A 21,441-nucleotide genomic window follows, 5' to 3' on the forward strand; every position below is an offset into this window, starting at 1 on the left:
CATGTTTTTGAGCAGTCGATTGCAGCTTGAAATTTGAGGTTAATATTAAGAATGAGAAGAACATAACGGTGTGCAGATGGAAAATGCGATATAATAGTCGTATTGGTTACGTGAAATTTTACATAGCTTTAAAGAAAGAGAATAACGGAGCTGATGGTGTGATTGTAATGCGGTATCGCCAGTAACGTGCTCCGGGCCGGAGGAATGGGAATGCTCAAGCTGTTCGTTCACTTGAAAAAATACCGGGTCGCCGCCATTGCAGCGTTAGTTATGATGCTGATTGAATTAACGGTGGAGCTGGCTCAGCCTTATCTGATCTCGAAAATCATTGATAATGGCATCCAGCAGGGAGACCTGGCCGTCGTATGGATGTGGGGGGGCGTGCTGGTTGGCAGTGCGGTCATCGCATTTGCCGCCGGGATTGCAAGTTCATTTTTTGCCTCGCATGCGAGTCTTGGATTCGGGTATGATCTGCGAGAGAAGTTGTATGACAAGATGCAAACGTTTTCCTATGCCGTGTTCAACCGTTTTGCGACATCATCGCTCATCACACGATTAACCGGGGATGTGACCCAGGTTCAGGATACCATCTTTATGAGTCTTCGCTTCATGACCCGTGTTCCGCTTGTAGTGATTGGGAGCATGATTATGGCAGTGGTGGTCAGTCCGAGGCTGGGATTGTTGCTTGTTGTTATGGTGCCGGTGTTGCTTGTTGTTGTGATCTGGATGATTAAAAAGGCAGCGCTGCTGTTCCGCAATGTGCAGCGCAGACTGGATGCCGTGAACGGTGTCATCCAGGAGAATCTGACAGGCATCCGGCTGATCCGTGTTTTTGTACGGATGGGCCACGAGATTGAACGCTTTGCCAGCTTCAGCGGCAAGCTGATGAAAGGCACGATCTCCGCGCTTCGCCTGACGGAGACCACGATGCCATTCATGCTGCTGATGATGAACGGTTGTATTATCGCCGTGCTTTGGTTTGGACGGAAGGATATCGTATCAGGTTCGGCAACCGTGGGTGAAGTCGTTGCGGTTATTAACTATTTGCTACGTACCATTGGAGCGATGTCGGCACTGTCATGGATTTTGGTGACCTTTTCACGGGCGAGCGCTTCAGCACAGCGTCTGAATGAAGTGTTTGAAACCGAGGATACGTCAGAGACGGAGCGTACGGGTCAACGGGAACAGGCCGGACACACGGATACCCAAAGTTCATTGAATCATGTGCATAGCTATGGCTCCGATCAGCATAAGCAGGAGCAGCGAGCCGTACAAGGTGAAGTTGAGTTCCGCGGAGTTGGTTTCAGTTATCCCAATAGTGAGATTAAAGTGCTGGAAGATATTACGTTCTCTGCAAAAGCAGGTGAGCGGATTGCGATTATGGGAGCTACCGGATCAGGAAAATCCTCTCTGGTGCAACTCATTCCACGCTTGTATACGGAAGAACAAGGTAAGGTACGTATTGATGCTGTGGATGCATCCGAGCTGGATTTGCCTACCCTTCGTAAAGCCATTGGTTATGTTCCTCAGGAAGTCGTACTGTTCACGGGTTCTGTGCGTGAAAACATTGCTTGGGGACGAGAAGATGCCACGATGGATGAAATTGTGGAAGCGGCAAAGCGGGCTCAGATTCATGAGACCATCGAGCAGTTGCCGAACGGATATGATACGTTGCTCGGTCAAAGGGGTGTTAACCTTTCGGGTGGACAAAAGCAGCGCCTCTCCATTGCGAGAGCTTTGGTACGCCGTCCGAGCATACTTATTCTGGATGACAGCACAAGTGCACTCGATGTAGCTACTGAAGGCAGGCTTCTAGGTGCACTGGAAGACCTCTCCTGTACGACGTTTCTTATTACGCAGAAGATCAGTTCAACCACTTCGGCTGACCTGATTCTGCTCCTGGATGATGGACGCCTGATTGGACAGGGAAAACACGAAGACTTGATGAAGTCGTCGGAGTTATACCGCCGAATTCATGAATCACAATATGGGGAGGGCGCACAGTATGTTCAAAGCACTCATTGAGCCTTTCCGTCAGCCACAGCCTGTTCTGGATTCCGAGTCACTCCGTTCAGGGGGGCGGCGTAAACCAAAAGTGAGAGCCAAAAACTGGTCAGGCACGCTTGGTCGGATCTGGAGTTACCTCTCACGCCGTAAAGTCAAGCTTTCACTTGTGTTACTGATGGTATTTGCCAGCTCTGCGCTGGCTCTGCTTGGGCCTTATATGGTCGGTGTAGCAGTGGACCAATTTATCTCTCGAGAGGTGACCAGTTCAAGTTGGACTTGGTTTCTACTCGGACTGGTAGCGGTGTATGTGCTCTTTTCACTCACATCCTGGCTCCAGAATATTTGGATGATTGAAATTGCGCAGGAGACCGTATTCCGTATGCGTTATGATCTGTTTGCTCATCTGCATAAGCTGCCGATTCCGTTCTTTGGGAAGCGCCAGCAAGGTGAGATTATGAGCCGGGTCACCAACGATATTGAGAACGTCAGCAGTACGCTGAACAGCTCAGCGATTCAGATTTTTTCGAGTGTGTTAACGCTAATCGGCACATTAGGTGTGATGTTGTGGCTCAGCCCGTTGCTCACGTTACTCACATTTATTGTTGTACCTCTAATGGCTCTGGGGATGCGCTGGATAACGCGCAGAACGGGTCCGCTTTTCAAAGAGCGGCAGCGAAATCTGGGGGAACTCAACGGTTATATTGAGGAAACGTTATCCGGACAGCGGATCATCAAGGCCTTTTCTCAGGAAGAACGGGTCATTCGCGGCTTTGAGGAGCGTAATATGCGCATCCGTATTTCCGCATTCTGGGCACAGACGATTTCAGGTTTTATTCCCAAACTGATGAACGGACTCAACAACCTAAGCTTTGCAATCGTTGCGGGGATTGGCGGTATTTTGGCGATACAGGGTTCCGTTACGGTAGGGGTCATCATTATTTTTGTAGAGTACGCTCGTCAGTTTACACGTCCGTTGAATGATCTGGCGAATCAGTGGAACACGCTGTTGTCTGCGATCGCGGGGGCGGAGCGGGTATTCGAGGTGCTGGATGAGGATGAGGAATCCAAGGATGAAGGGGCTGCCATTGCCTTGGATAACATTCAGGGCAACGTTCGGTTCGATAAGGTGTCCTTTGGATATGATGAGGGTCGTGATATTCTGCGCGGGATTAGTTTTGAAGCGAAGCCGGGCGAGATGATTGCGCTGGTTGGTCCAACAGGAGCAGGCAAAACAACGCTGATTCAACTTCTGTCCCGCTTTTATGATCCGACAAGTGGAACGATTACCGTCGATGGGCACAAGATGACAACCATTCGGCGGGAAAACCTGCGGTCGCACATGGCGTTTGTATTGCAGGATTCATTTTTATTCCAGGGAACGATTCGTGAAAATATCCGGTTCGGACGTCTGGATGCAACCGATGAAGAAGTGGAGATTGCCTCCAAGCTGGCGAATGCACATTCCTTTATTATGCGAATGAAGAACGGGTATGACCGGGTGCTTCAAGCGGATGGGAGCGGTATTAGCCAAGGACAAAAGCAATTGCTTGCTATTGCCCGGGCCATCCTGGCTGATCCGTCCATTCTGGTATTGGACGAGGCGACCAGCAGCATTGATACGGTGACTGAGATCAAAATTCAGGAGGGATTGGAACGTCTGATGCATGGCCGCACCAGCTTTGTTATTGCCCACAGGCTGAATACGATTCGTCAGGCCGACCGGATTCTGGTACTTAAGGACGGGAAACTGCTGGAGCAGGGTTCACATGATGAGCTGCTGAAACAGGGTGGATTTTATAGTGATCTGTATAACAGCCAACTGCGGAAGAAAGCACAGTAGAGTGTAGGCTGGCATGAAGCAAGCAGGAGAGTGGGACTTAGGCTAGCGATGTAACAGCAGAAGGATTGGAGCTCGGAAGGGGGCTTCAATCCTTTTTATATATGTTGATATGTGCAGTGAAGAAAAAGATATTGATCCTTGACAGAGAGGAAGTCACAGTTGTATATTTAGATCATGAATAGTTAGATATCTAATATTTAGATATTTGATCTGTTCGAGTAAGTAAGTAAGTAAGTAAGTAAGTAAGTAAGTAAGCGAACAGTGATGAAACAAATTAAAGAGAAAGAAAAACAGGAAGGAGAGAATTCATGCGCGAAAATACGCCGTATTCGGATCTGTTTCAAACGATTGGAATCAAGATCAAACGCAAAGCCGATGAGCAGGTTAACGAACTGGGATTGAACGCACAGCAAGGAAGAATCATTGGATATATCTACGAGCATCAGGACGAAGGATTAATTCAGAAAAATCTGGCTGACGCATTCAATCGCAGAGATGCAACGATTACAAGTATGTTAAAAGGACTGGAGAAGAACGGTTATATCGTTCGAAAAATTCCTGCTGACAATGAACGGCAAAAGAATCTGTATGTGCTGCCGAAGGGCGAGCAGGTGATTCAAGATATAGAGCAGATGTTTGCGACCGTGGAGAACGAGATCGTGAAAAGTTTGACGGATGAAGAGCAGGCAACATTGATGCGTTTGCTGACCAAGGTTAATCAGAATTTATAAGTTTGATTACGGTAACTGGGGATGTATAGAGCAGATGAACTGCTCTTCAGCAAAAACTTAGAATTCAAACTATTAATGTTCTATTAATCAAGTTGTAAATGTAGCTGTTATTGTGGCTGTAGTTGTAAATGTAATTATGAACGTAAATGCATCAAGCTGTATATTTCTTTGCAGAATATTATGAACTTCGATTCGTATTTTTTTAAACAAATACTTAGAACTCTAATTGTTAAAGGGTTAAGAAAGGTGGAAGTTACCATGAAAGAAAAACATTCAAACTCCTATTATCTGGACAAAGCGCCTGTCCACAAATCGATTATGCATCTGTCCATTCCGATGATGCTTGGTATGTCTGCGGGGACATTGTACAACCTCATCAACGCGTTTTTTATCGGTCTGGTTCATGATACGGGCATGTTTAGCGCCATTACGCTGGGACTGCCGATCTTTACGGTATTAATGGCTTTTGGCAATATGTTCGGGGTCGGAGGTGGCACATTCATTACACGTTTAGCGGCAACAGGGGAGCAGGAAAAAGCGAAACGAGTTGCAGGGTATTCCTTTTATTCCAGCTTGGGTATTGGTTTGCTCATTGCCCTGATTGCCTGGTTATTCACCTCACCCATTGTTCAGGGACTGGGAGCGGATCAGGCTGTATATGAATACACCAGTCAATATGCCATTACACTTTTGGCAGGCGGGGCTATCGTTATTCTCAATTTTACACTGGAACAGCTGGTTCGCTCGGAAGGCGCATCCAAAGAATCTATGATCGGTATGTTTATCAGTATTGCAGCCAGCATCGTTCTGGATGTGCTGTTGATTCTGATATTGAATTGGCATGTGATTGGAGCCGCCTTATCCATTGTATTAGCCAATGCATGTTCCGCGGCCTATTATGTTTGGTTTTTGTCCCGCCGCAGCGAGAATTTGAGAGGGTTTCTGGGACATTGGAAACTTCAGGTCAAAGACCAGATGGAAGTATTCAAAATCGGAGTTTCCGAGTTGCTACAGACCTCTTTTCTAATTGTATCTACACTACTACTGAACCATTATGCCATGATCTATGGAGAAAACGTAGTCGCGGGATTCGGTATTGCTTTACGGGTTGTACAGCTTCCCGAGTTTCTTGCAATGGGGATCTTTATGGGGATTATCCCACTGGTGGCACACAGTTTCGCGAGTAAGAAGTTTGGTCGTTTAAAAGCCACGTATAAACAGGCCTCGCTATATATCGTCGGTATTGGTGTTCTGTTTATAGGCGTTGTATATATGTTCAAGGAACCTGTCATTCGGTTGTTCTCTTCGGATGTAGCCGTACTGGAGGCGGGAAGTTCAATTCTGGTAGCGATGTTGATCTCTGCTCTGTTCACTGGATTAACAGGACTGTTTACAGGCATTTTCAAAGCGGCAGGAGAAGGCATACCAACCAATGTCATGGCGATATGCCAGGGTACACTGTTTATTCCGGTAATTATCGTATTCCATAAATTCTATGGCCTTACAGGTATCATCTGGTCTATGACAGTAACGGAGATCATTACAAGTGCGCTGGGACTCATCCTGTTTGCTTACCACTACAGACGCGTGAATAGAATGCACAAACAGGTTGCTGTTTGAAAGGAGATGTACATGGATATATACTAATGCTTTTAATGGTAAAATATACCATGACGTGATAGGAACAGGTGGATATACTGAAATGAGTTTATTGTTCACAAGGAGGTTGTCCATCTGTTTTGAAAAATCCCAAACTTGCATATCGGCTTATATTCTTCAATATTATTTATGGATTAACGCTTGTAGCCTATCCGTATGCACTGATGATTAGTTTGTTTTTTTATGGCTATCGGGAGTCTGGTGACCACCCATTGTTAGATACGATAGCAGCAATCCTTATGGCTACGTATCCCATGGGTGTATTATTTTCCTTCGTATGCTGGGCGTTCTATCATTCGGGCAAAAGCAAGTGGGCTGTCGCAACTGCAAATTTGTTTCTGGTCTGGTTAGGGGCTTTTCTCATTGTACTGCTTCTCTCGGATTCATTGTTTTAATAGAACAATGTTGATCCTACCAGTGATTCCATAGTCTTCGTTCCATAAAAAGTAAAAAGGGCGAAACCGGATAAAGCCGGCTCCGTCCTTTTTCACGTACTCGTTTAATTCATGTACTTGTTCATTTTTCGTTTTCCACAATCCAAACTTCAGTTGGTGACCTTCCAGTTATGCACTTCCCGAACTTGTAATGGCTGATTCCTGCGAATGAAATCTTCTACTAGTGCAGCCATGTCCGTGGCGCCTTCGTGTAGCACCTTTTTGCCTGGATACATCGCATAATCTCCACCGCCTGCCGCGCGGTAACTGTTCATCACGACGGAGTATGTACCATCCATCTCCAGCTGTTTTCCATCACGTTCCAGTTTCACGACACGGCTGCCTACAGGCTTGGAGATGTTCAGTTCGTATTCGATGCCAGCCCACATGTCGTAATTGTAGTGTTGAGGTTTGGGCTGCATATACGCCGGATTTACGATGACTTCCCCCGATACGTTCAGTTCGAAGTAACGTGCAGTCTGCTCCAGAGCATCCCGAATATCCTTGCCGCTCAGTTCGAGCACAGTCAGGGTATTAGGGTAAATGAAGTTGGACAAGACATCACGCACTGTAATCTGGTGGCCGAATCCGCGGGCTTCTTCACTAAGCATTGCGGTATTGGAGAGCTGTGCCCCTGTCGCTTCCATCTGAACCTGGTGTACAAAATCAATAAAAGGATGCGCCTGAAGCCGCAACTGTGTGGCACTGGATATCGATAAATCCCCGTCCCCGTCTACTTCGCCAATCGGCTGATCGAGCCAAGTTTGTGCCGAAGCTTCCAGCTCATTAGTTAGCTTCATTACAGCAGGATCAGGCCTTAGATCAGGGTAATCCTCAAGCAACAGCAACTTCGCTTTTTTCTCCGTTACCACCCATTTGCCCGTGTCCGGCGATTGCTGAAGTTGCACAGACACTTGACCTAATCCACTGCCATTAAACCCTGGTTGAATTACAGTTACTCCATGGATTTCGCCGGTCAATTGGCGATGCTGATGACCCGTCAGTAGTATGTCAATGCCATCAATCTCTCGGCAGATGGCATATGCCTGATTTTCCCCCGTTAAGCGCTCCGCGGGTTCACCCGTCTCCAGATCACACTCGAATCCCCCATGATAACTGACCACCAGTACGTCGGGTTGTTCATGTTCCCGAATGTACTTCACCCAAGTACGAATCGTATCCATCGCATTCATGAAATGCAGCCCTTCAATATTTTTCGGATGCTCCCAGTTGGGGATGTAATGGGTGGTTGCACCGAGCAAGGCGATTTTTACACCAGTCGAGAGCGTCTTGATCAGATACGGTTCGCCAAAAGCCGGAATACCTGCTCCTTCAGGAGCAAGCGGCAGTTCTGCAATATTGGCAGACAGCCAAGGAAAGGAGGAACCTTCCACCGCACTGCGTAACAATTCCTGGCCATAGTTAAACTCATGGTTTCCCATCACTGCGGCATCGTATCCAAGCTCATTTAAGACGTGAATAAAAGGATGTGCCTGCGCTTTGGGTGCATGAGAAGCTGCATAAGAAGCCAGAGGGGAGCCTTGCAGCAAGTCTCCGTTATCGATTAACAGTAATTCAGGCGAACGTTCACGTTCCTGCCGAATCAGGGAAGCCAGCAAAGCAAGACCGGCATGACGATATGCGTTGGTATTGTAATGGACCGGGCGAATCGCCCCGTGAAGGTCACTTGTGAACAAGATATCGAAGTTTGTCGTAGGGGGAATGCGTGTCATTTTACAATCTCCTCTAATATATAAGTTTAGATATATGGCATAAACCGTAGAAAGAAGCAGAAAAACTAGCCTGAATAACGGATGTTAAGCCTTAATCCAAGCGTAATTTCTCCGAATTCATCGACGATAATGAGCCTATTTTAACAGAAGAATGTCACGTTGACAGCCTGCCAAGAAACTTTACAAAACTCCAAATTTCGTTTCACATCACGCAAATATTTGCCAATTATAGTAGACAAGTATTGAAAATCAGAAAAACTTTTGGAGGGTGTTCGATTGAAGAAGTCTGCTTTATTTTTACCATTGTTGATTTTGGTACTGTTCCTGAGTGCATGTGGGTCTAATGCTACATCCAATTCGTCAAATGGCGCTGAAGCCAATTCAAGCGCGTCCGGCACATCAACCGAAACAGCAGAGAAAGACAAAACCGCTGAAGGTTATGTACCTACGGAACTGACAGTGCAATTCGTTCCTTCACAGAATGCAGACACCCTTGAAGCAAAAGCAAAACCGCTGGAAAAACTGCTTGGCGACAAGCTGGGTATCCCGGTGAAAGTCAGCGTATCCACGGACTACAACACGATTATCGAAGCGATGGCTTCCAAAAAAGTAGATGTAGGTTTCCTGCCTCCGACGGCTTATGTACTTGCGAAAGAAAAAGGAGCAGCACAAGTCATTTTGCAAGCACAGCGTTTTGGTGTGAATGATGAGACTGGCGCTCCGACAGAGCAACTGGCAGATTCGTATAAATCGATGATTATTGTCAAAAAAGACTCTCCGATCCAATCGGTTGAGGATCTGAAAGGTAAGAAAATGGCTTATCAGAACGTAACGTCTTCCGCTGGTTATGTATGGCCTGCAGCCTTGTTGCTGGATCGCGGCATTGATCCGCTCAAAGATGTACAGCCTGTAACCGTTAAAGGCCATGACCAAGCTGTTCTTGCCGTATTGAACGGTGACGTAGATGCAGCAGCTATTTTCCAGGATGCCCGTAACACGGTTTCCAAAGACTACCCGAATGTGTTCAAAGATACACGAGTACTTGCTTTCACTGAGCCTATTCCTAACGATACGATCGCCGTTCGTACCGACATGAACGCAGATTGGACAGCGAAGATCAAACAAGCCTTCATCGATATCGGTAAAGATACAGAAGGCCACAAGATCATCAAAGAAATCTACACGCACGAAGGTTATGTGGAGTCCGATGACAGCAAGTTCGATATCGTTCGCCAGTATAACGAGAAAGTGAAAACCGAGTAGTTTTTCGTTCCAACAAGCCATTCGTGACTTTGCACAGTGAACAGGCCAGTTCAGCGTAATTGACGCTGTTCTGGCTTGTGCCGTTATTATAAGTTTCTGCTAGGGAACAGCGGAAACGATATATGTTGAACTTTTAATTTACACAACAACGGAGAGGGCAGAAAAAACCTGGAAAAGCGGAGCGTTCGCCTTTATCACCGGATTTTACCCTTTTAGAAAAGGGGATCAAAAAAATCTGGGGATAACAGCGATTGTAAGGTTATTCTGTCATCGAAGTGCCTGTGTAAATCATCCTTTAGTTCAACTTATATCGATAAATATTATGGATGAAAGAAGGATTAACGCGATGATTGAGCTTCACAACGTGACCAAAACGTATGCAAACGGCACGAAAGGCCTCAATAACATAAATTTGAAATTTAAGCAGGGAGAATTCATCGCGGTAGTCGGTTTGTCTGGTGCAGGCAAATCCACGTTGCTGCGGTCGATCAACCGGCTGCATGATATTAGTGAAGGTGAGATTTTGATTAACGGTAGCTCCATTACCAAGGCACAAGGCAAACGCCTGCGTCTGATCCGCCGGGATATCGGCATGATCTTCCAGAGCTTCAATCTGGTGAAACGATCCAGCGTGTTGCGCAATGTACTGGCTGGTCGGGTGGGGTACCATTCCACACTTCGTACCATTTTGGGTCGTTTTCCGAAAGAGGATGTAGAACTGGCCTTTGATGCATTGGATCGGGTGAATATCTCGGAGAAGGCTTACTCTCGTGCAGATCAGTTGTCTGGTGGACAACAGCAGCGTGTGGCGATTGCCCGTGTACTCGCTCAGGAAGCCAAAATTATTTTGGCCGATGAACCGGTGGCTTCACTCGATCCGTTGACAACGAAACAGGTCATGGATGACCTCAAACGGATTAATCAGGATCTCGGCATTACCACGATTGTTAATTTGCACTTTATTGATCTGGCGAGAGAATATGCGACACGTATTGTTGGTTTGCGGGCAGGAGAGGTTGTATTTGATGGTCCGGTGGAAGAAGCGACGGATGAGCGTTTTGCTGAAATTTACGGCAGACCGATTCTGGCGGATGAGTTGTTGGACAAGCAGGCTGTGCATGAGCAGGGAGAAGTGCTGGTATGAAAGGACAATCCAACGTTTCACTTGAACATGAAGGGCGCTCAGGTGCAGGCAAGGAACCTGGCTCAAGCCCGAAGCAGATCGTGAATCGCCCCAAACCACCGGGGAAGACCAAACATCTACTGACGCTAGTCATCATTGTGCTACTCTTGTGGGCGAGCGCCAAGCAGACGGATGCGAGCTTTGCAGAACTGTTCACGGGTGGCCCGGAGATGTGGAAGCTGCTGAAGGAGATGTTTCCGCCGCGCTGGAGTTATTTTGACAATATCGTACAGGGCATGCTGGAGACGATCCGTATGGCTTTGCTCGGGACAACCATCGGTGCAATCATTGCTATTCCTATTTCCATCATCTGTGCAGGTAATTTGGCGCCGAGCCGCTGGATCTATTATCCGGCACGCTTTCTATTAAATCTGATTCGTACGGTTCCTGACTTGCTACTGGCAGCGTTGTTCGTTGCTGTATTTGGACTGGGGCCGGTTCCGGGTATTCTCGCACTGGCTGTATTCTCGGTAGGTCTGATCGCCAAGCTCACCTATGAAACGCTGGAGACGATCGATAAAGGGCCGCTTGAAGCGATGACCGCTGTGGGCATGAACCGTATTCAGCTTATTGTCTATGGTGTCGTTCCGCAACTGGCAGCCCAGTTCACGTCTTATGTGCTGTATGCCTTCGAAATTAACGTACGTGCCGCCGCCATCCTTGGACTCGTCGGAGCGGGTGGTATCGGACTTTATTACGAAGCGACACTTGGATTCCTGGAGTATGACAAGACGAATACCATTATTATTTTCACACTAGCCATCGTTCTGATTATCGACTATGTGAGCACTAAGCTGCGGGAGAAATTGTTATGATGAAAAATGAAGCGAGCCGTATTCGGCCAAGACCCAAACCACGGAAAAATCCGCTGCGCTGGCTTATCATTCTGCTGTTAATTCTGGTCTATGCATGGGCGCTTGCGGGCGTACCCTTTACCGGATTCAAGGAAACCGCCGGACAGATCATGAAAGCTATTATTGCGGGTATTTTCTCGCCCGACTGGAATTTCGTTTATTTGCCGGAAGGCGAGGATTTGCTGCGCGGACTGCTGGATACTCTGGCGATTTCTGTGCTGGGTACTGTGATCTCCGCTGTGCTCTGTATCCCGTTCGCTTTCTGGTCTGCACGGAATATGAGTGGACATCGGGCGATCTCGGGTGCGGGTAAAATGATGCTTAGTTTCATCCGTACGTTTCCCGAGATTATTATGGCCCTCTTGTTCATTAAGGCCGTAGGTCCCGGATCATTCGCAGGGGTGTTAGCCCTTGGACTTCACTCGATCGGGATGCTGGGTAAACTGTACGCGGACGAGGTTGAAAATATTGACTACGGCCCGTCCGAAGCGTTACTGGCTTCTGGAGCGACCCGGATGCAGCAGCTATGGTTTGCCATCTTGCCGCAGGTTATCCCGGGATTCCTGAACTATACGTTGTATCGGTTCGAAATTAATGTTCGTTCTGCCACGATCCTCGGTGTGATCGGCGCAGGCGGTATCGGAACACCGCTGATCTTTGCACTCAGCACACGCAACTGGCCGCGTGTCGGCATTATCCTGCTCGGCATTATCGTGATGATCACGATTATTGACCTGATCTCGGGGTATATTCGGAAGAAGCTGGTGTAGGTGACGGAATGAAGCGGTAGAGAGAAGGACTATCTTTTGCTGGATGATACGGCAGGAGGTAGTTTTTTTTTGATTTAAAATAAACAGGCTCTAAATCTAGCGATATATTGGTAGTTGCCTAATTTTTCACTTGAAATTTTTTGTAAAAATAGTTGTACAATTTGCTTAATTCTATATTCAATTATTTGTAAGTTATTCCGATTTTAATATGAGAAGGAGGTGAATTTCATTTTGAGAATTATTTTTCCTATTATTGCATCGATATTGAGTATTGGAGGAGGGGGAGTTTTTGCCTATTTTTTGTTTATACTGCTTTTATCTATAGACGATGGTGGATTTCGTATTTTCATTGGTCCGCCTAAAAGCGAGACTCTTCTCAAGCTTGCCTTAATTCTTCTGCCGTTTGTTGTCGCGGTATATGTTCTTAACAAGAAGCAGCAGCATGCAATAAAAAAAACAATAATCGTTTCTTTTGTAGCATCTTTTGTAATGAGTTTTATATTAATACCATATCAAAGTGCAGTATTCGACTTTTTTAGAACGCCTTCGAAACATGTCCAATCGGAGATTCAAAGTCAAGTGCAGCACATTATTGATGAACAACACTTGCCTTTTGTCATAGACCAGAAAGAAAGTGAAGGCCGGACCGATCACGAAGTCATACGAACCGTTGTTTATATGAGAAAAATACAAGAAGGAGATATAGAAAAAAACGAGGTAAAGCCATTTGTTAATACAACATTTGAGACGGATGTTAAGCTAACTTTTAGGGGACAAGCGGAAGATAATTATGCAACAGTTGTAATTGACAGGGGAAAAGAAATATATTGTACAAATGAGTCTTATTGTAGGTAGATGGGTCGGAATTAACTCTACATATTTTTTTCCCGATCGCAAGAATTTCTAGTTATCATTCGTTTATCCGTATAAGATACCGATGCTCTAATTAAAGGGCGTAGGTTATTATACTGATTATTTTGTTGATTCTAACCGGGATTTTGAGTATTGCTGGAAGACTCGTATTGTACTGAACATGGTGCTAACGCTGTTCCCATTTGTTGTTGTGGTGTATTTCCTTAAGCGAAAAAAAGAAAATGTGTTCATTACAATTATCGTGTATCTGTCTATTGCATCCTGGATACTTGGGTTTATGTGGTTTATTAATTCTTAGAAATTAGATATATTGGTAAAATTAGAATGTTATCTGTGTTACAATTGCAGTAGTGGCGAGAGTGATAGATCGTGTCGGTGTTGCCTGTTGAATATAGCCGCTGGACAAGTTGGAACGTACATAATGATGTTGGATATATGGCTCGACACGTTAACTTTTAACGTTAAAGTCGACCTTTTTGCAAGGAGGTAACTATGCTATGGAAACATTTTATTTGATATGGATCGTCTTTATGGTGCTTATATTGCTGTACCGAATGATCTTTCAGAAGTTTAAAAAGCATAACCGGGAAAATATCGGACTCAGTGCGATTCTTATTATTTTTATAGGTAGCGGCGCTTCATTTACGCAGATGAACCTTATTTTTGTCATTGGTATCTTGGCCTTTGCGGCTTATTGTGCGGTGTGGAACAGTATTCTTTTTGTAAGGGACGGTTATGAAAATCCACGCCTCAGATGAGCTGATTCAAAAAACGAAAAAGACCTAAAAAAACTACAAAAAAACCGAAACCACCGCCGCCTGTTTCTGGCCGCCGGACTGGTTTCGGTTTTTCGTTATTGCTTTTAAGCTTGCTTACTACTAGACTAGCTCGCCAAAGGCAAAGCTGCTTTGCTGACTTGTACCGTGACGGTTTCCGTGTTAGTTACGCCAGCGACATTGATCAGTTCCGCGCGATACGTGTATGTTCCGTTCGCACGACCGCTCAGCTCCGTTTTCGCCGTTTGAGCAGATGGTGTAGCAGCGTTCAACGCTTGCGTATCGATCAGTACATCATTTTCATAAAGACGATACTCGGTTGCGTTAGTACCCCACCAGAGGTTCATCGTTACGGTGTAGTTACCATCGCCGTCCCAGTTGTTTTGAGACAATACGGCTTTACCTGGAGCCGCGTTCGCAATGAGAACCGTTAACTCGTCACTGCGAGTAGCACCTTTGTCGTTGATCAGCTCGGCAACATACGTATAGGTTCCGTTCACTTTGTCTTTAATCGCCGTTTTAGCAAACTGTGAAGAAGGGGAAGTTGCTGTTAACTTTTGCGTATCCACAAGGACACCGTTCTCATACAGCTTGTACTCGGTGGCATTTTCACCCCACCACAGATTCATGCTAACGTTGAATGAACCATCAGACAGCCCGGTGGTATGTCCGTTATCGGAAGAAAGCACCGGTTTGCCCGGCGCTCCTTCGGCTGGAGTAGAAGGGTTTTCGCCTCCACCTTGTTCTTCCGAAGCTACAATGTCATCCAAGCTTCTTGGTTTTAATTGATAGACATCTTTGAAAATGGCAGACACACCTGTGATATCAATCTTGTCACCAGCAACATAAGGGAAAGTCGTTTCGCTCACACCAGTACGTGTATCCACACGCACATGTGTGCTTGTCCCGTCCGCAGCTACCGCATCGAATTCAAATGAACCGGCAGGTGTAGCGCTGATGATGTTCTGGACCGTTACATTTTTCAATTGAACGAGTTGACCTTGATTCGCATCATTGATGGCTGTAACCAGCGCTGGAGCCGGCACAGAAGCCGTTCCTGTTTTCTCAATCGCAACCACATCGGTTAACTCGAACTCGCTGTTGTAGATCGTTGTGGGTGCAGTCACTTTCACTTTGTCACCTACATCGAATCCGCTCGTGTGCTGGAACACGTAGATTCCGGCTGTATCATCCTGAAGATAGAAGGCTTGTCCACCGAAAGAACCTGGTTTCGTTGTGACAACACCTTCAACAGTAACTGTAGTGCCAGCCGCTTTGGTGCGTGCTTCGGCTACGCTAATGGTTGCTGGAATTGGACCTTGTTCTTCTGGTAGTGGCTGTGCAGGTACGTTAGCGATACTCACCGCACTGGTAATCAGGTTGCTACCGTTCTGACGCAGACGTAAGCTGGCGTTACCATTCGTACCGGGCTTGATGCGTACATTCAGATCTTTGATCCCGCGTCCTTTGCTGTCCGACGTTACGCTAAACGCCGAGCTGTATCCGTATGAAGTTGGCCATGTTCCGCTATCATTCTGGATCATAGCTACCTGTGTTCCGCCTGTCAGATAAATACCGGCACTGTAACCGGAAACGGTAGTGTTTGGAGCCATATTTTCTACAACCACACGAATCTGGAAGTCTTCGGCATTCGGCAATGTATCTTGCTTCACGAAGCTGTACGCTGCGTTAGCACTGGATGCAGGGCCGCCATAAGAGCCTGGCTTGAACGTGGAACGATCATACCACTTGTATCCGGCCGCAGGTGCAGCCCAAGGTTCAGCTTGCGGTTCAGTGGAAGCCGCTGGCTCCTCGAATGGTAACAGCGCTGTAGCCGTATCCAATGTAAGGCCGTTTACTTCGGACAGCTTAGTATAGTTTTCTTGTGTCGCCAGCCAGTTTACCGTATTCACGAGTAATACAGCATCATCGACTTCTTTGAAGCCGTCATATGTTGTTTTGCGTGTGCCTGTTTCTTCGCGCAAATATTTCGGGGATGCATCTTCCACCGGGGAAGAGTCACCGATGAAGGCCGCTTTACCTGCACCCAGTTTGGATACAGCCACATATGGACCTTCTTCGATACCGCCACCGTTATATACACCTTGGTCAACGGCGTTATTCCATTTGGCATTGGTTTTTGGCAAGTACACAATACCTTTGGCTTTCTCCGGGTCTGTGATTGCCAGCGTGGAGCCTGCGTGCATCGCTACCGCAGATACGCCTTCGGTAATGCCGAATGCCTGATTCGCTGGCACGATGATATTGGCGTTAAGATCCCCGAGTGCGTTATAACGGAAACGTACGCCGAAGTTATCGGACAACCAGTCCGTGCTGGTTACATCTTGCATGGCTGCTGAATTGCGCTCATCTGTGCTCATGCCTTTGGTTGGATCTTCATATGCACCGCGGCGATAGCCGTTAATGACTTCAGAGCCATCCCAGCGATTTTTGTTACGGTCGGCATTGTAGTGATCTCCAATGAAGAAAATGCTCCCGCCGGATTCAACATATTGTTTCAATGCCGCCTGTTCAGACGTTTTGAAAGGAATTTGAGGTTCTGCAATGACAAATACGTTGTATTCTTTCAGATCATCATAGGTAAAAGGTGTCGTTTTGCGCAGTTCTTTCACATAATAACCGTCGTTCGCCAGAGCATTACCGAAATCCGAGAAGCCACCATCTATAACCCAATCGGCTGCTCCGGCAGTCTGACCGTGCGAATTGTCGAACAGCACTTTCTTACCAGCATTCTGGTTAACGACCTTGGCTTGAATGAATGGTGCCGGGTCTGTCGGTCCTTCCGCATGAACCGAAGCATCTCCGTTCCATAATCCGATCTGAAGTGGCAAAGCCATGGATAATGCCAGGAGTGATTTTAACCAAACTCCCCGCAAACGTTTCATTTTACCCAACCAAATCCCTCCCAAATATTAGTTGATTCATGAGTTCGTCCATATTCTACCACATGAAAATCTCACATAGTCATAACAAATTGTAAAAATTAGATCGAACTTTGTAAAATTAGGTATTTCGGCATATGAATAGGTCATTTGGATTATTGGTTATTACAGGAATGGAAATAATAATGTGGTGGATAACAGAGTAGGGGAACACAACGTAAAAAAGCCATCTCTACGAGATGACTTTGGCACGAATACGATTGACGGCGTGGAAAACGGAAGATTTGATCATGCCTTCACTGCGGTTCACCATCTGGGCTGTTTCTTTAATTGAATACCCATGAATCAGGCGCAGCTCCAAAATTTTGCGATGTTCGGTATTGTGGATATGGGAGACAATTTCGTTAACTCCTTCATTAATCTCCATCTGAGGAGTATCAACATGGTGAGCAGGGGTTTCCAGCCGGCTGTCTCGGCGTAAGGTCCGGGTACGTCTGCGAAAGCTGTCCATAGCCAGGTTACGGGCGATGCGCTTAAGATAGTAGAGAATTCGGTCTTCAGGAATATGGACAGTGACGTTCATGAGACGGATAAAACAATCCTGCGCCAAGTCTTCCGCATCCTGCGGCTGTTTGACGATTTGGGATAGATACCTGGTGATTTCTGATTTATAGTTAATGTAAGCATCATTAATCTGTGTGTGGTTCATAAGATGTGAATCCCCCTTGGATATGGATCAAACCTTGGTTCCGGTCCGTTTGGCGTTCTGTTAATGCCAGTATAGCGGGAGGTTGTTTCCAAAAGGTTCAGAGTTGTATCGGAGTTGTAACATTTCTTGATTTCCTCTGTTCAAGCAGTCGGCTTGGGATACAGAATATAGACAGATGAAATTCATAGAGCAGGGAGATTACGAATGTATTATGAGACCAAAAGAGATATTAATCATCGAAGATGAAGAGTCCATTCGCGATATATTGTCCTATTCGCTTCGCAAAGAAGGGTTCGAGATCAAGGAGGCGGCTTCGGGCAGGGAAGGATTGAATCTGCTGCGGGAGTCGAGGCCCGATCTGATTCTGCTTGACCTGATGTTGCCCGATATGAGCGGCTTCGATGTGTGCAGGCAGTTGTCTGTGAACTCCAAAATCCCGGTAATCATGATCACGGCGAAGTCCGATATGCTGGACAAGGTGCTTGGCATGGAGCTGGGGGCTGACGATTACATTACAAAACCTTTTGATATCCGCGAAGTAGTTGCCCGCATCCGGGCGATTTTCCGCCGGATCGATCTCATCAGCGAAACGCTGGAGAACCAGTCTTACGAAGTCGTTAGGTTAGGCAAACATATCGAGATCCGTAAGGATGAGCGCGAGGTGTGGAAGGACGGAGAACGGGCAGGGCTCACCAATAAGGAGTATGATCTGCTACTGTTTCTCGTGAACCACCACCGCAAAGTACATACACGTTCAGAGCTGCTGGACAAAGTGTGGGGATTTGATTTTGCAGGAGATACGCGTACCGTGGACATCCATGTGCAGCGCATTCGCAAAAAGCTGGACAGCGGCGATCAAGGCATATCGATGATTGAAACGGTATTTGGCGTAGGATACAAGCTGAATATTCAGGTGCAGACATGAAATGGACGATTCAGTTCAAGATGGTTGTGCTGTTCTCGGTGATCGTTTTTATCGGTTTCTCGGCACTGCTAATTCTGTCCAACAAGGTTGCTCAAGAGAATATGTATCGTGAAGTGCGAGAGGATATGGTGCAATCCAAAAAAAATCTGGATATCGCCCTGAATCAGTACTTTCTCATCCATAACAAACGGATCAGCAAAGATTCGCTGGAGGCAGGCAGCCGGGAATTAAAAGAGCAGATTGGCTCTGCTGTGGGTGGAAGCATTACGCTCTATCGTCCCGATGCCTCTATGTATGGCTCCAGCACCAGTGAAGGGAAACTGGTCAAACATACAGAGATAGAGGATTTGAGAGAAGCGATGCAATCCCGCATTGCCTATACGACAAAAGTGGATCAAGGACGGGTTGTCGCAAGCCTTTCTTTTCCGATTCAGAGTGACCAGCAACTTGTCGGCATTGTGCAACTCGAAAAGGATTATACGGATCTTTACCGACGCAATATGCGCTTTCAGGATACAATTAAGCTGTTCGCAGCGACGATATTTGTGTTCGTTTTCATTGCTTCGATTTTTATTTCCCGGAAAATTACACAGCCGATTCGTGTGCTGACGAAACGTTCTGCCGAAGTGGCTCAAGGTAGCCTGAATGCGGATATTCAGATTGCCACGAAGGATGAGATTGGGGAACTGGCGGCGAGCTTCACGGTCATGATTGACCGGGTAAGAGAGCAGATTGATGTGATTGAGCGAGAACGGGACGAAGTGAAACAAGTACAGGCACGAAGCAAAGTTTTTTTTGACAATGTGACACATGAATTAAAAACACCGCTGACGACTATTCTGGGCTATGCGCAGATTTTGCGGGATAATGGATTCACCGACCCGGATTTCTTCGACAAGGGCATGAATTATATCATCAAGGAAAGCCGTCGTCTGAATACGATGGTTGCGGATATTTTGGAAGTGTCCGTGTCTTCGGCAGTGATTGAGAACTACCGTTTTGCACGGGTTGACGTCTCGGAAGTTATCCGGGAAGCGTGTGAGGACATGTCGATCAAGGCAGGCAAATACAATATCGGCATTCATTATGAACTTGAAGAAGAGCTATATGTACGGGGGGATCGGGACAAGCTGAAAGAGGTATTCCTGAACGTACTGGATAACTCCGTCAAGTATAGTGATGTGAATTCGATCATTGAAGTGCAGTCCTCGCGGGAAGAACAGTCTATTGCCATTATGATTCGAGATCAGGGTGAAGGCATCGGTGCAGAAGCCCTGAATCATGTGTTTGAACCCTTTTACCAGGATAAGGGCATGAACCGTGTCGAAAAAGGCAGCGCCGGCCTGGGGCTGTCGATTGTGAAAAACATTGTGGAGCGTCATGGAGGAACAGTGGAGATGAAAAGCATCATGCGGGAAGGGACGCAAGTCCATATCCGCCTGCCGGGGGATCGAAACACATGAAATATACCGGCTTTTGGCGTAAACATCGCGATAAGCTGATGCTGTCCGGGCTACTCATTGCCTTTGTCGGGGGGATATTCGGGATTGGCAGCCTGTTCAGCATGAGTCACCTTAAACCACGTACTGTGATATTGCCTGGTGAGCAATTCAACAGTCGTCTCGCGCCCCCATCGAGCAGTACAATCCAAATCGAGTCAGCGACTAAAATTCCGAATGATTTTGTTATTTACGATTTTGATATGGGGGATCGGAATACGATTGTTGTTAACAGTACCGAACGTTCGTATACAGGACTGCGGCTGCTCAAGTTGCATCTGGATGATAACCAGGTGAAAGAGATCAGTGGCAACACGGATTTTGGCGTTGTACTGAGCCCGGATCGAACCAAGCTGATGTATGCTCAGTATCGTTCGGGACAAGCCCAACGCACGGCTTTTATATACGATATGAAAAGTGGTGAACGAACCAAACTGGGCAAGGAACATTCCTATTTCAGGGAGTTTCTCAGTAACGACACATCCATCAGTCATGATGATCGTGGTTTCATTCAGACCGATCTGAGAACGGGCAAAGAAGAGATCCTGTTTTCCGATGAGGTCATGATGAAGAAAGTCGGAGTAGAGACACATGAGGATAAGTCGGGCAAGAATTACATCGTTATTGACAGTTTTGAGATTAGTCAGGATATGAAGCAGGCTTATGTTCTGGTCATGCACAAGGATGATTTTGCCGTCTATCGTGTGTCGCTGGAGAAAAATCCGGACGTGTCCTTATACCTGAGATCGAAGGATATCCAGCAATACCATCTGTTGAAAAATGGGGATATGATCTTTCAGGGTGAAGTGAATCAGGTGCAGGGACTATATCGATATCAGGTGGAAAAAAATAAGCTGAACTTGCTGGCCAAGGGCACATTCTGGAATTTTGATCTGAGCGCGGACGAATCCCGAATTGCTTATCTGAATACATTGGAAAATCAGAAAAATGAGCTTCATATTGCCTTCCTCAATGATCAGAACTTGTCCTCTGATACGGTGATCTACCGGAATATCAACAATTTTATCAAGCTGAAATGGTTTGAGGAAGAACTGTTCATGGCAAGCAGCACCGCCAGCAAGAGTGAGTTGTATCGTTTTAGCTTTAAGGCATGGTAGGTTTATGACAGGAGCACTACCCAGCGAGAGGTCGATTCATGTAGAGAATTTGCTGCCACAGCCTTAGTTTTATTCAGATATTAGAAAGAACATATATCCCTGCGGGCAAGCATTGTACGCTCTGCCGCAGGGATATATGTGTTGACATGTTACAAGTTGGATAC

The 21,441-nt window shown here is 46.4% G+C and carries 17 protein-coding genes; 14 read left to right on the forward strand and 3 right to left on the reverse strand.

The window, feature by feature from the left end; genetic code table 11:
• The first annotated feature begins 204 nt into the window (after positions 1–204).
• The 5 genes from MHI38_RS21655 to MHI38_RS21675 all read left to right on the forward strand — a co-directional run bounded on the left by MHI38_RS21655 (position 205) and on the right by MHI38_RS21675 (position 6,632).
• Positions 205–2,025: an ABC transporter ATP-binding protein gene (locus MHI38_RS21655; RefSeq protein WP_341181942.1), complete on the forward strand. Its 1,821-nt coding sequence runs from the start codon at positions 205–207 to the stop codon at positions 2,023–2,025.
• Positions 2,006–3,847: an ABC transporter ATP-binding protein gene (locus MHI38_RS21660; RefSeq protein WP_341181667.1), complete on the forward strand. Its 1,842-nt coding sequence runs from the start codon at positions 2,006–2,008 to the stop codon at positions 3,845–3,847. The genes MHI38_RS21655 and MHI38_RS21660 overlap by 20 nt, the downstream gene beginning before the upstream one ends.
• 308 nt (positions 3,848–4,155) lie before the next feature.
• Positions 4,156–4,578, forward strand: coding sequence for a MarR family winged helix-turn-helix transcriptional regulator (locus MHI38_RS21665; RefSeq protein ID WP_154890675.1), 423 nt, complete (start codon positions 4,156–4,158; stop codon positions 4,576–4,578).
• 258 nt (positions 4,579–4,836) lie between these two features.
• Positions 4,837–6,198 (forward strand): MATE family efflux transporter, encoded by a 1,362-nt coding sequence (locus MHI38_RS21670; RefSeq protein ID WP_154890676.1) that lies wholly within the window; start codon positions 4,837–4,839, stop codon positions 6,196–6,198.
• A gap of 119 nt (positions 6,199–6,317) precedes the next feature.
• On the forward strand, positions 6,318–6,632 hold the full coding sequence (locus MHI38_RS21675; RefSeq protein WP_154890677.1) for a hypothetical protein: 315 nt from the start codon (positions 6,318–6,320) through the stop codon (positions 6,630–6,632).
• Positions 6,633–6,781: 149 nt separating this feature from the next.
• On the opposite strand, the gene MHI38_RS21680 is transcribed toward MHI38_RS21675, so the two are convergent.
• On the reverse strand, positions 6,782–8,404 hold the full coding sequence (locus MHI38_RS21680; RefSeq protein WP_154890678.1) for a bifunctional metallophosphatase/5'-nucleotidase: 1,623 nt from the start codon (positions 8,402–8,404) through the stop codon (positions 6,782–6,784).
• 276 nt (positions 8,405–8,680) lie between these two features.
• Between MHI38_RS21680 and MHI38_RS21685 the strand changes: the two genes are divergently transcribed.
• From MHI38_RS21685 to MHI38_RS21710, 6 genes are all read left to right on the forward strand, one after another.
• Complete coding sequence (locus MHI38_RS21685) at positions 8,681–9,667, forward strand: phosphate/phosphite/phosphonate ABC transporter substrate-binding protein (RefSeq protein WP_154890679.1); 987 nt, start codon at positions 8,681–8,683, stop codon at positions 9,665–9,667.
• Between the two features lie 346 nt (positions 9,668–10,013).
• Entirely contained in the window at positions 10,014–10,811 is a 798-nt protein-coding gene (gene phnC, locus MHI38_RS21690; RefSeq protein ID WP_090917664.1) for a phosphonate ABC transporter ATP-binding protein, read from the forward strand.
• Positions 10,808–11,665, forward strand: coding sequence for a phosphonate ABC transporter, permease protein PhnE (gene phnE, locus MHI38_RS21695; protein ID WP_260510943.1), 858 nt, complete (start codon positions 10,808–10,810; stop codon positions 11,663–11,665). Before phnC ends, phnE (MHI38_RS21695) begins: the two co-directional genes overlap by 4 nt.
• Positions 11,662–12,474: a phosphonate ABC transporter, permease protein PhnE gene (gene phnE / locus MHI38_RS21700; RefSeq protein WP_154890680.1), complete on the forward strand. Its 813-nt coding sequence runs from the start codon at positions 11,662–11,664 to the stop codon at positions 12,472–12,474. Before phnE (MHI38_RS21695) ends, phnE (MHI38_RS21700) begins: the two co-directional genes overlap by 4 nt.
• Positions 12,475–12,705: 231 nt before the next feature.
• On the forward strand, positions 12,706–13,329 hold the full coding sequence (locus MHI38_RS21705) for a hypothetical protein (RefSeq protein ID WP_341181668.1): 624 nt from the start codon (positions 12,706–12,708) through the stop codon (positions 13,327–13,329).
• A 515-nt stretch (positions 13,330–13,844) separates the two neighbouring features.
• A complete protein-coding gene (locus MHI38_RS21710) occupies positions 13,845–14,105 on the forward strand; it encodes a hypothetical protein (RefSeq protein ID WP_154890682.1) in 261 nt (86 codons plus the stop codon).
• A 125-nt stretch (positions 14,106–14,230) separates the two neighbouring features.
• Here the strand turns inward: MHI38_RS21710 and MHI38_RS21715 are convergent, their stop codons facing one another.
• Both MHI38_RS21715 and MHI38_RS21720 read right to left on the reverse strand, forming a co-directional pair.
• Complete coding sequence (locus MHI38_RS21715) at positions 14,231–17,029, reverse strand: chitinase N-terminal domain-containing protein (protein WP_445667242.1); 2,799 nt, start codon at positions 17,027–17,029, stop codon at positions 14,231–14,233.
• A gap of 229 nt (positions 17,030–17,258) precedes the next feature.
• Complete coding sequence (locus MHI38_RS21720) at positions 17,259–17,735, reverse strand: RNA polymerase sigma factor (RefSeq protein ID WP_090917672.1); 477 nt, start codon at positions 17,733–17,735, stop codon at positions 17,259–17,261.
• A gap of 211 nt (positions 17,736–17,946) precedes the next feature.
• On the opposite strand from MHI38_RS21720, the gene MHI38_RS21725 reads away from it, so the two are divergent.
• From MHI38_RS21725 to MHI38_RS21735, 3 genes are read left to right on the forward strand one after another with little or no spacing between them, the layout of a single operon-like run.
• Complete coding sequence (locus MHI38_RS21725) at positions 17,947–18,660, forward strand: response regulator transcription factor (RefSeq protein ID WP_090917674.1); 714 nt, start codon at positions 17,947–17,949, stop codon at positions 18,658–18,660.
• The gene (locus MHI38_RS21730; RefSeq protein WP_154890683.1) at positions 18,657–20,123 is read left to right on the forward strand and encodes a sensor histidine kinase; all 1,467 of its coding nucleotides are present in this window, start codon (positions 18,657–18,659) and stop codon (positions 20,121–20,123) included. Before MHI38_RS21725 ends, MHI38_RS21730 begins: the two co-directional genes overlap by 4 nt.
• Positions 20,120–21,277, forward strand: coding sequence for a hypothetical protein (locus MHI38_RS21735; RefSeq protein ID WP_090917677.1), 1,158 nt, complete (start codon positions 20,120–20,122; stop codon positions 21,275–21,277). Before MHI38_RS21730 ends, MHI38_RS21735 begins: the two co-directional genes overlap by 4 nt.
• Positions 21,278–21,441: the final 164 nt, after the last annotated feature.

This window comes from Paenibacillus sp. FSL K6-1558 (genome assembly GCF_038002565.1).
Taxonomy (GTDB): domain Bacteria; phylum Bacillota; class Bacilli; order Paenibacillales; family Paenibacillaceae; genus Paenibacillus; species Paenibacillus polysaccharolyticus.